The sequence below is a fragment of the Methylocaldum sp. genome (assembly GCF_035627495.1).
In the GTDB taxonomy this organism is placed as follows: Bacteria; Pseudomonadota; Gammaproteobacteria; order Methylococcales; family Methylococcaceae; genus Methylocaldum.
This window is the reverse complement of record NZ_DASPLO010000161.1, coordinates 65431-74050: the sequence shown is the minus strand read 5'-3', so window position 1 is coordinate 74050 and position 8620 is coordinate 65431. Positions and strand designations below refer to the sequence as shown.

Annotated in this window: 7 protein-coding genes and 1 pseudogene; 5 read left to right on the top strand and 3 right to left on the bottom strand. The window is 59.4% G+C overall.

Annotated elements, in window-relative coordinates; all coding sequences use genetic code 11:
- The first annotated feature begins 185 nt into the window (after positions 1-185).
- A complete protein-coding gene (locus VEB01_RS14405; protein ID WP_324876577.1) occupies positions 186-3956 on the top strand; it encodes a PAS domain S-box protein in 3771 nt (1256 codons plus the stop codon).
- A 142-nt stretch (positions 3957-4098) separates the two neighbouring features.
- Here VEB01_RS14405 and VEB01_RS14400 read toward each other — a convergent pair whose 3' ends face one another.
- Positions 4099-4554, bottom strand: a complete 456-nt coding sequence (locus VEB01_RS14400; RefSeq protein ID WP_324876575.1) for a DUF5658 family protein — start codon at positions 4552-4554, stop codon at positions 4099-4101.
- Positions 4555-4883: 329 nt separating this feature from the next.
- Between VEB01_RS14400 and VEB01_RS14395 the strand changes: the two genes are divergently transcribed.
- Positions 4884-5531, top strand: a complete 648-nt coding sequence (locus VEB01_RS14395) for a HugZ family pyridoxamine 5'-phosphate oxidase (protein WP_324876573.1) — start codon at positions 4884-4886, stop codon at positions 5529-5531.
- A gap of 36 nt (positions 5532-5567) precedes the next feature.
- Here VEB01_RS14395 and VEB01_RS14390 read toward each other — a convergent pair whose 3' ends face one another.
- Positions 5568-5936 (bottom strand): translation initiation factor Sui1, encoded by a 369-nt coding sequence (locus VEB01_RS14390; protein WP_324876571.1) that lies wholly within the window; start codon positions 5934-5936, stop codon positions 5568-5570.
- 321 nt (positions 5937-6257) lie between these two features.
- Positions 6258-6446 carry a hypothetical protein gene (locus VEB01_RS14385; protein WP_324876569.1) on the bottom strand — a complete coding sequence of 63 codons (189 nt, stop codon included), beginning with the start codon at positions 6444-6446 and terminating at the stop codon, positions 6258-6260.
- On the opposite strand from VEB01_RS14385, the gene VEB01_RS14380 reads away from it, so the two are divergent.
- From VEB01_RS14380 to VEB01_RS14370, 3 genes and pseudogenes are all read left to right on the top strand, one after another.
- The gene (locus VEB01_RS14380) at positions 6439-6699 is read left to right on the top strand and encodes a hypothetical protein (RefSeq protein ID WP_324876568.1); all 261 of its coding nucleotides are present in this window, start codon (positions 6439-6441) and stop codon (positions 6697-6699) included. The genes VEB01_RS14385 and VEB01_RS14380 overlap by 8 nt on opposite strands.
- A 213-nt stretch (positions 6700-6912) precedes the next feature.
- Positions 6913-8496, top strand: a complete 1584-nt coding sequence (locus tag VEB01_RS14375; protein ID WP_324876567.1) for a DUF4118 domain-containing protein — start codon at positions 6913-6915, stop codon at positions 8494-8496.
- A pseudogene (locus tag VEB01_RS14370) lies at positions 8493-8615 on the top strand (DNA-binding response regulator); the annotation flags it as partial. The gene VEB01_RS14375 and the pseudogene VEB01_RS14370, both read left to right, overlap by 4 nt.
- Between the last annotated feature and the right edge of the window lie 5 nt (positions 8616-8620).

Genomic DNA, 8620 nt, shown 5'->3' with positions numbered 1-8620 from the left:
GCGTTCCACGGCCGAGCGCGCCTCGGCCGTCAGTTTCACTGCGTATTTCTGGGTTCGCATGATCGTCTCCTGGCTTCCAGACAATCATCAGACCCAAGACATGACCAAACATTGCACTGCTACCGTGGCGAAGCACTAGTTGTTTTTCAGCCCGTGACCTGATGTCAGTATGAGGGAACGACGGAGTGGAGATTAAGCGATTGCTGGGGAACCGTTATGCGGTTGCGATCGGGGCGACCGCCTCTGTCACCGCTGTGTTACTCGCGCTCGGACCCGTTCTAGGTCCACCACCGCCTCTTTCCCTCTTCTTGATCGCGGTCATGGTCACGGTATGGCGTGGAGGAATATATGCTGGCCTCGTAGCCACCGCATTGAGCATTGGGGCAAGCGCCTTTCTTTTGGCCAACCTGACTGGTTGGGCCAACATCGTGGCCCCCGCTGAGGCCCTACGCGTAGCGCTCCTTCTCGGGGTAGGCGTCGCGCTGAGTTTTGGTATTTCGCGCCTGCGCAAAGCCGAACGGCAAGCGTTTAAGGCGGCCGTGGAACGCCAGTCACAGCTCAATCAAGCCCTTGCCGAGCGGCAGCCGCTCGAAGCGGCGCTGCGTGAACGCGATCAACTCCTCCAGTTGTCGCAGAAGATCGCCCAGGTGGGCAGCTTCGAGGCTGATCTCACCCAGGGCGGTCGCCACCGCGTATCAATCCAGTGGCACACCCACTACGGAATCGCGCCCGAAACGTTCGAACACTCGTACGATGCTTGGCTGAATCTGGTACACCCTGATGATCGGAACGACCTGAGGGCCAAGATCGAGACAGCGTTCGCGCAACAAGCGCCGGACGTCAGCAGCGAGTTCCGGATCGTCCGTCGAAATGACCGCACCGTCCGCTGGATCGATCTACGGGCAGTGATCCGCTACGATACCGCGGGGCGACCGATCCATATCACCGGGAGCAACATCGACGTTACCGAGCGTAAACACGCCGAGCACACGATGGCAGCGAGCGAGCAGCGGTTTAAATTGCTGGCCGAGACATCGGCGCGGTTACTCGCCACCGACGATCCTCAGGCGATTATCGAAGACCTTTGCGGCGCTGTGATGCTTCAGCTTGGCTGCGACTGTTTCTTCCACTATCTGGCCGACGACGCCAAGGGACGGTTGCACCTCAATGCTTGCGCCGGCATCTCGGATGAGGAGATTCGCGAGATTGAGTGGCTCGATTACGATGAGACCGTCTGCGGCTATGTCGCGCGCGACGGTGAGCGCATTGTCGCCGAAAACATCCAACACGGCGACGACCCGCGTACGACTCTGATCAAGTCCTACGGCATTCACGCCTACGCCTGTCATCCGCTGCTCGTACAAGGACGCGTCATCGGAACGCTGTCGTTCGGCACCAAGACCCGCCCCGCATTCACCGCCGAAGAATTGGATCTGATGATATCGGTCACCGACCAGGTGGCGATAGCCATGCAGCGGGTTCTTGCCCAGCAGGCACTAAGGGCGAGCGAAGCCCGTTTTCGCACGATGGTGCAGGTCGTCCCGAGCCTCACTTTAGAGAGTGACTCGGAAGGCAACAACACCTTCGCGAGCGAGCAATGGTGCGCTTACACGGGCCTCTCCCCCGAGCAGAGCACTGGGCGGGGCTGGCTATCGGCGCTGCACCCGGACGACATCGCAAAGGTTATGGCACGATGGAACAAGGCGGCACGAACCGGCATGTTGTTCGAGAGCCAGTACCGTCTAAAATCGGTCGACGGCTCGTACCGGTGGTTTATCGCCCGTGCCCTGCCGGACCACAATGGCGACGGGAAGATCGCTCGCTGGACCGGTTCGCTCACGGACATCGACGATTTGGTGCGGACCGAGGAAGCGTTGCGGGCGAGTGAAGCCCGAGCGCTCGCGGCCAGCGCTCAGATGCGGGCCATCATGCAGACGGCGCGGGTGGCTATCTGCGTCGCCCATGACGCCGAGTGTCGACTGATCACGGGCAACGCCCAGGCGCATCAATTGCTGGGGGTGCCAGACGAGGGCGACTTGTCCGCCATGCCGGGCGCGAGCAGCGCCGTTCCCTACCGCCTCCTCAACAATGGGCGCGAAGTTCCAGGCCAGGATCTCCCCATGCAGCGGGTCGTGAAGACGGGAGAGATCGTGGAGGATGTGGAACTGGAGATAGTCCGGGCCGATGGCACACGCAGGTTCGTCCTGAGCGCCGCCGCACCGCTGTATGACGCCACCGGCGTCGTGTGCGGTGCCACGGCCACCTTCCTGGATATCACCGAGCGCAAACAGATCGAGATCGAACGGCAAAAGTTCGTTTCTTTCGCCGATCAGAGTACTGAATTCATTGGAATGTGCGACCTGCAGTTCAACCCGCTCTATGTCAACGACGCCGGCCTGCGCCTGGTTGGGCTGGACAACATGGAACTGGCACGCCGAACGCCGGTAAAAGAATTCGTCTTTCCCGAAGACCAGGAATTCCTCTATGAGGAATTCCTCCCGCGCGTGCTGCGCGAAGGTCGCGCCGAGGTCGAGATCCGCTTCCGCCATTTCGAAACCGGCGCGGCGCTTTGGATGATTTGTAACGTGTTCTACATCCGGGATGCTAATGGCGAGCCGGTCGGATTCGCGACGGTAAGCCACGACATTACCGAGCGCAAACAGGCCCAGCAGGCCTTGGCGGCGGCGAATGACCGCTTGGCGGCCGATCTGGATGCCATGACGAGACTGCAAGCGGTCGGCGCGCTGTTCGTGCGGGAGGGCGGGCTGCCGACGGTGCTTGATCAAATCGTGGAGACGGCTATAGCCATTACCGGCGCAGACCGTGGCCACATTCAGCTTGTCGACGCGCCGTCCGGCCATCTCCGAATCGTGGCGCAACGAGGCTTCGAGCCGCCGTTCCTCGACTTCTGGCACAGCGTCCCCGTGGGGCAAGGCCCCTGTGGCGCCGCGCTGGAATGGGGAGAGCGGGTGATCGTCGAAGACGTCACCGAAAGCCCTATCTTTGAGGACGCGCCAGGGCTGCAGGTGACGCTGCAGGCGGGTGTGCGAGCGGTTCAGTCCACGCCTCTGCTAAGCCGCGGCGGCCGGCTGCTCGGCGTATTTTCCACGCACTATGGAACGCCGCACCGGCCGGACGAGCGGACTTTGCGGCTGCTGGACCTGTTGGCCCGCCAAACCGCAGATATGATCGAACGAGCGCAAACCGAGGGGGCGCTTAAGGAGGCCGACTTTCGCAAAAACGAATTCATCGCCATGCTGGGGCATGAGTTGCGCAATCCCCTGGCGCCGATCCGCAATGCGGTTCATCTGATGCGCAAGCTCGATACCCCGAATCCCAAACTGCGCTGGGCGCGGGAGGTCATCAATCGACAGGTGGAGCATTTGACCCGACTGGTGGACGATCTCCTGGATGTTTCGCGGATTGTCCAAGGCAAGTTGAGACTTCAGAAAACCCCCGTAGATCTTACAGCCCTCCTTCATCAAGCCGTCGAGGCCACGAAACCGCAGATCGAGGCCCGTCGCCATTCGTTCACCGCAACCCTGCCGAAGCACCCCCTACGGTTCGAGGCCGATCCGGTGCGGTTGACGCAAATGGTCTCGAACTTGCTGGATAATGCCAACAAATACACCCCGGCCGGGGGTCGGATCTGGCTCATCGTAGACCACGCGGGAAGCGAAGTGGCGATTACCGTGCGGGATAATGGCGAAGGCATCCCCAGCGCGCTGCTGCCTCATCTCTTTGACGTGTTTACTCAAGCGGAACGGACGCTGGATCGCGCCCAGGGGGGGCTTGGCCTGGGATTGACCATCGTGCAGAAGATCGCGGAATTGCACGGAGGACGGGTAGAGGCGAGAAGCGAAGGGCCCGGCAAGGGGAGCGAATTCATCGTGCGGCTGCCGCTCGGCGAATGTGAGGCGGACGCGCAGCCGAGGCGGAATGCGCAGAGCGCTTGATCATCGGGTATCGGGACGGTTATTCCTCAAGCCATAGCAGCTCATGGGAGATTGATGGGGGGCTTTGCTGATTGAACATGAGTGGAATGGTCGAAGCGGTGGCCCGACGAGCAAAGGTCCCGCGAGCCACCGTTAAATAACCCTACGCGTCGACAACCAAGATCACGTTGTTCGTCACAACCCAGCTATAAAAGGCAACGGCTGAGGTCAATGTCGCGGTAATCCAGCGGCTTTTCATCTTATGTCGGTCGGTGAATAGAAATGCGATGAAGACAAGGCCCGCCATCTTGAGCAGGACAATGGAGTATCCGAGACCCACTAACTCGGCGCAAAAATTGAGAACAGGGTTCACTTCATCCAAACCGGAAAAGCTCAGCCCGAGGTAGGTCACCACTCCGTCTGCGACTTGCAGGAGCCCGAACAGGATTATCAATAAGGCGTACATACAAAGTCTCCAAAGTTTCGACACAGAATGCTGTTCCTTGGCATTACCGAGCACTGAAAAACCGCCCCACGGCAAAACATTGTCTTCACCCGATGCGGAAAAATGACAGGCGCTATACCATTTGACTTTTCCTCCCCCGATTAATGCCCTCACGCAGTACTTCGAGGACGTGACTTAGCCTTGGAGCCGCGTGGAACGAATTGATGGCTCGGAAAACGCAACAAGAGCCACAGGTCTGCCATCCTGACAATGCCTTTGCATACAGCATACCAGAAGCATATCAATATATTCTTATGCGCAAACAGTGCATAGCCTGATATTCGACAGCCTCGGCACGGGACGCTACCTTTAACCGCATCATCATGACTTCCATGACGCAAAAAGCCTTGGGCTTCGCGCGGTCCGAACGCCGCTCTTCGGAAGCCGTCTAACGAGCCTGAGTGTCCATTTTAGGGCATTTGACCCAATCGGAATTCCATCTCATGACGATATCCCCTGAGGCCATTTTGCAACGGCTCCATGAGAGCGCTTATGCCACCTTGGCCACCCAGTCCGCCCGCCTGCCCGGATATCCCTATGTGAGCGTCGCGCCGTTCGCGCTGGATGATCGGCACCAGCCAATCTTCTTCATCAGCGGCTTGGCCGAGCATACGAAAAACCTTCGAGCGGATCCCAAGGCGAGCCTCCTCCTCTTTAACGCGGGACCGAACGATCTCCAGGCCGGAGCACGTTTGACCCTCGTCGGCGAGGCTTCAGCCTTTACGCCGGACGAAGCGCTGATCGCACGTTATCTTCACTATCAGCCGGAGGCGCGACGTTACCTCGGCTTCGGCGATTTCGTCTTTTATCGGTTCCAACCCCGACAGTTACGGCTGATCGAGGGGTTCGGCCAGATGGGCTGGATCGATGGGCAGGTACTACTCACAACAAAGCCTTTAGCGCTCATCGACGAAGCGGTGCTGCTCGAACGGCTGGAAGGGAAGCTTCCGCACGCCTATAGGCTGTTAGGACTGGACCGCTATGGGCTCGATCTCGAGGTGGCGGGGTCGAGAGTCCGAAAATCCTTCCCGCAGCCGCCGGTCCGACTTGAGGCCTTGGAAGACCAGGCGCTCGCCGTAATCGGGCATTGAGAACCGCCAACAGGCCGAATTCGGGAAGCTCTCGGTTCAGCCTCCCGACCGCTTGACGGTCCAGCCCTGTTTAGCCAGGTCCTCGATGACCCGCTCGCGGTGATCGCCCTGAATCTCGATAACACCGTCTTTGACGGTACCGCCGGAACCACAGCGCTGCTTGAGCTGTTTGCCCAGGATTTCGAGCGCCGTGGCATCCAACGGAACCCCCGTGATCACCGTCACTCCCTTGCCTTTTCGTCCCTTGGTTTCGAGGCGCACCCGCACGATACCGTCCGATTTCGGCACCGGCTGGGCTTTGTTGCAGCGGCATTCCGCGATGGGTCTGCGACAGGCCGGGCACATCCGTCCAAATTCTGTGGAGTAGACGAGACCGCCCTTTGCCGGGGTTTTTCTTGAATCCATATCTTTACTTGAATCATGACCGAACGCTCGGCCTCGGCGGCGACTTTCCGGCAAAGCCCGGAATTCGTCAATCACTATCAAGTGCCCTCAGCGGAACATGCAACGGCACTTTTCTGAGGCACGAACAGACGTATGAGATACAAACCAAGGAAGTTATCCACTGTCAAGACTTGACAGAATCTTGAGCTCGAGTCGGTCACATAAAGCTCGGCCTTAAGTTATTCATTTATCATTCCGTAATAAGTCAGACACTTACAATCAATGACTTACAATTTTTCCAACCCAAAGCCCGAAGGCTGAAAAAAACCTGTCCAGGCTAACCTAAAGCTCGGAACCATCGGGTGCCGCCCGATTCATCCCCATACTTATCCACAAGGTTGTCCACGGAATCTGTGGATAGTCGACGGGTTGTGAGCGTCCGGGCCGGCCGGTATCGATGCGGGCGATCATCGACAATCCTAGCCGCAGCGGATGCTGTTGCAGCTCCTCCGGATTCAGGCCGATGCGCACCGGAACCCGGTTTTACGCGAGTCAGCTCGTCCTCGAGAAAGTTGGCATCCACCCACAGTTCACCCAGGGGCACGACGGCCAGATGCGGCATGTCGGGATGGGCTTCGTCGCCGGGCTGAATGGCGCGTTTGGGAGCACTCGCCGCCTGGCGCACGCACGGACGATCGGCAACGTGCGTACCGTGAATCATGGCTTCCGCGCCGCCGAGTTCGACCTGCGTTTGACTGATGCCCGCCTCCAGTTCACTTGTTGAGGCAATGCTTCCTATATCGAAACAAAGAGTTTTCTTTTTGTCGGTTCAAAATTTATAACGTCTTTAGATCCAAAAGCCTATTTTGGCGCGTAATTGAAACACTCCCGTAAACGCCGGCGATTAAGCCGTCACGAGGTATGCTGGGCACCTTCGGCCGCAAACATAACCCATGATGAGAGGCCGTCGGCCATTTCTCAATCCTCCGATCCCCCCTTGACCATCATATCCACCGCAAAAACGCCGTTTTCCGACACCGTCCCCTCGCAACCGAGCCGCCGATTGGTACTGGGTTATCTTTGGAGCATCGCAGGCCCTCTGCTTTGCACCCTGATCAACTGGCCGCTGCGTACCCAGATCGGCCCGGCGAATATCCTGATGATCTACTTGCTGGGCGTGTTTTTCGTGGCAATCCGGTTCGGCCGGGGACCTTCGATTCTGGCGTCCCTCCACAGTGCCGGGACCTTTGCCTTTTTCTTCGCACCCCCGATTTTTTCCTTTGCCGTATCGAACACGGAACATCTGATCGGCCTCGCCGTCATGCTGGTCGTCGCGATCGTGACCAGCAGCCTGATGGAGGCGCTTCGATCACAGGCCGCGGTGGCGGCGCAGCGGGAACGGCGCGCCTCCACGCTGTATCGGCTGAGCAAGGAACTCGCCGGCACCCGTCAGGAGGCGGAAGTAATCGCAGCCGGGATCAGACATATCCACGCGGAATTCGGCAGCGCGAACACCCTGCTCTTTCCGGACTCTCAGGGCCGCTTGCACGACCCGGAAGACGATTCCTTGCTGAATTGCATGCCGGACGCGGATCCCGCCGCGGCGCAACGGGTATTCGAACAGGGACAGCCGCTCGACATCGGAACGGATCCGCGCTCCGGAGAAACCTTGATGTATTGGCCCCTGGTCGGCTCCGAACGAACCCTGGGCGTATTGGTCATGGCGCCCCCGGCCAGCCGGAGTCTTTCGACGGAAGAACGGACGCTTTTGAACATCTTTCTCCATCAGATCGTCCAGTCCCTGGAGCGGGTTCGGGCCACCGAACAAGCCCGCTGCACAGCTATCCGAATGGAGGCGGAGACCCTAAGGAATTCGCTGCTGAGCGCCATTTCCCACGATCTCCGCACCCCGCTTTCGACCCTCGTCGGGGCTTCGGGAACTCTGGTCGAAGATGACGGGCAGCTGGATGCCGAGCACCGCCGAAAGCTCATCCGGGCGATCCATGAGGATGCCCAGCGGATGTCCGATCTCACCCATAAGATTCTGGACATGGCTCGGCTCGAAGCCGGGAAGGTCGTTCTCAACCGGCAGTGGTACGCGCTGGAGGAAATCATCGGCAGCGCCCTGCGCCGAATGCGGAAGCGGCTCGGCGACCGGCCGGTCGCCGTCGATCTGGACGATGGCTTGACGCTGGTCTATGTCGATGCGGTGCTCATGCAACAAGTCTTGGTCAATCTTCTGGAGAACGCTGTCAAATACACCCCGGAGACCAGCCCCATCGAGATTACGGTGGAACTGTCTCCGGAATTGCTGACCCTCTCTATCGCCGATCGGGGCCCCGGTATTCCGGAAAAATTCAGGCACCAGATCTTCGAGAAGTTTTTCAGGATTCACCCGGAAGCGCCTCAGAGTGGCGCCGGACTCGGCCTCGCCATTTGCCGGGCAATTGTCAACGCGCATGGCGGCCGGATTCGCGCGGAATCTCGCAACGGCGGAGGAGCCGCCTTTCGGCTGGACCTGCCGCTCACGGAAACGCCGCCGCATATCGAGCCGGAAAACGAGGCTCTATCCCTGCCATGACGGAAACCCGCCCTGTCATATTGGTAATCGAGGACGATCCGCACTTGCGGATGTTTCTCGGCACCTGTTTGAGCGGCCACGGTTGGACGGTCGTCACGGCCAAAACCGGAACCGACGGTTTGGC

Excerpts from the sequence above, each read along its gene's own strand:
- VEB01_RS14395 (WP_324876573.1), top strand. The coding sequence starts at position 4,884 with ATGACGATATCCCCTGAGGCCATTTTGCAACGGCTCCATGAGAGCGCT.
- VEB01_RS14390 (WP_324876571.1), bottom strand. The coding sequence starts at position 5,936 with ATGGATTCAAGAAAAACCCCGGCAAAGGGCGGTCTCGTCTACTCCACA.
- VEB01_RS14380 (WP_324876568.1), top strand. The coding sequence starts at position 6,439 with ATGCGCACCGGAACCCGGTTTTACGCGAGTCAGCTCGTCCTCGAGAAA.